The sequence below is a fragment of the Candidatus Thioglobus sp. genome (assembly GCF_029243085.1).
Lineage (GTDB): Bacteria > Pseudomonadota > Gammaproteobacteria > PS1 > Pseudothioglobaceae > Thioglobus_A.
Map to the genome: position 1 here is coordinate 1 of NZ_JAQWSS010000002.1, position 2,049 is coordinate 2,049.

General features: G+C 35.1%; 2 protein-coding genes and 1 pseudogene. All 3 read left to right on the forward strand.

Annotation, left to right across the window (positions count from 1 at the left end):
* The coding region (locus P8M52_RS00060; RefSeq protein ID WP_300305605.1) for a helix-hairpin-helix domain-containing protein at positions 1-803 on the forward strand (803 nt) is incomplete at its 5' end.
* Positions 804-1,162: 359 nt separating this feature from the next.
* Entirely contained in the window at positions 1,163-1,507 is a 345-nt protein-coding gene (locus P8M52_RS00065) for a P-II family nitrogen regulator (protein ID WP_300305607.1), read from the forward strand.
* Positions 1,508-1,537: 30 nt separating this feature from the next.
* Positions 1,538-2,049: pseudogene (locus P8M52_RS00070) on the forward strand (ammonium transporter); the annotation flags it as partial.

Here is a 2,049-nt window from a genome sequence, read left to right on the forward strand (position 1 = left end):
CTGCCCCAATTGATATTCCTGAGAAATGCCCTAGTTGTGGCGCAAAATTAAAATGGGAATCTGATTTTTTAATGTGTGTCAATCATGATTTGTGTCCAGCACAAGTTATTGGAAAATTAGAATATTTTTTCAAAATATTGGCCAATAATGATGGTTTTGGCATAGCCACCATTGAAAAATTATATAAGCATGGTATGCGTAAGGTTTCTCAAATTTATGCTTTAAATATTGATGATTTTAGGGCAATGGGATTTGGCGATAAAACTAGTATCAATTTAGTTAATCAGCTTCAACGTTCAATTAACGAACAGATTGAAGATTGGCGTTTTTTAGCTGCTTTTGGTGTGGCTAGGTTGGGCATGGGGAATTGTGAAAACTTGCTTAAATCGCATACACTTGATGCAATCTTTTCTCTTAATATAGGACAAATATCAGCTATTGATGGCTTTGCAGAATTGACAGCTAAAATGATTGTTAATGGACTGAAATCCATTAAATTAGAATATGATTTACTTAGTCAGTATCGCTTTAATCTAGAATCAACAATTTTAAATAAGGATTTAAAGGGAGTTAAGCATAGCCTTAACGGTAAAAAAATTGTATTTACAGGAGTAATGAGTGGATCTAGAGAGGAAATGAAAAAACACGCCAAGTCTATAGGCATAGTGGTGGCTGGCAGTGTAAGCAGTAAAACTGATTATTTAGTAACAGGCTCTAATGTTGGAAGTAAAAAAATACAGAGTGCAGTTGATTTCGGCGTCCAAGTAATAACGGAGTTGGAATATATAAAGATGATTAGTTAGATGTACAAGAAGCTAGATAAATATTTAATAAATACACTCTTAGCCAAAGTAAAAAAATCAAAGTTTAATTATGAATATATATAAACAGTAAACGCACTCATTATATTTAAAACACTTGCTATAATTTTCTAATGCGGTTATAATTTAATAAGTTACATTCTAATGACGGGATATAACAACAAACATAGACGTTTAGTTAAATCCCCATTTTAATAATGGAATTTAACTAAACGTTTTTTTTTGCATGCTTCACGGGGGAGTAATGTAAAAAGTGGTATTGATGCCAGTTATTCTTGTTTACAATTGTGTAAACAAGAATAACTGGCATTTTTTTTGGTTTAATTAAAAGGAGAAAGACAATGAAAATGGTAACAGCAATTATCAAGCCATTTAAGCTTGACGATGTTAGAGAGGCTTTATCAGAAATTGGTGTAACAGGTGTTACGGCAACTGAAGTAAAGGGTTTTGGACGTCAAAAAGGACATACTGAACTATACCGAGGCGCTGAATATCAAGTGGATTTTTTACCAAAAGTGAAACTTGAAGCAGCCGTTTCTAGCGATCTAGTAGAAGGTGTAATTGAAGCGGTTAGTGCAGCTGCCAAATCAGATGGCGGAAAGATAGGCGACGGAAAAATATTTGTTACTTCGTTAGATGAAGTAGTCCGTATTCGTACAGGTGAAACTGGGTCAGTTGCACTGTAATTTTATAGTGTTTAATTTATAGGAAAAAAAATGGAAAATACAATTTTAGAAATGCAATTTGCCATCGACACTTTTTACTTCTTAGTAATGGGTGCTTTGGTAATGTGGATGGCAGCAGGCTTTTCGATGCTAGAAGCGGGTATGGTTCGTAGCAAAAATACAGCCGAAATTTTAACAAAGAATGTTGGTCTATTTGCAATTGCATGTACGACTTACATGGTTTATGGTTATGACATTATGTATGGCGGTGGCGTCATGTTGGATGGTATTGAGGTGATTGCAAAGGATGCTACATATGCAGCTCCTTCTGATTTCTTCTTCCAGGTAGTGTTTGTTGCAACAGCAATGTCAATTGTTTCTGGTGCAGTAGCTGAGCGTATGAAATTATTCTCATTCTTTGCATTTGCAGTTATTTTTACAGGTGTTATTTACCCGATGGAAGGTGCGTGGACTTGGAACGGCGAGTCAGTATTTGGCATGTATGTTTTAGGCGACCTTGGTTTTTCTGACTTTGCTGGTTCTGGTATTGTACATATGGCCGG

What these genes read in the sequence shown, in the direction of transcription:
- P8M52_RS00065 (WP_300305607.1), top strand. Translation starts at nt 1,163, where the DNA reads ATGAAAATGGTAACAGCAATTATCAAGCCATTTAAGCTTGACGATGTT.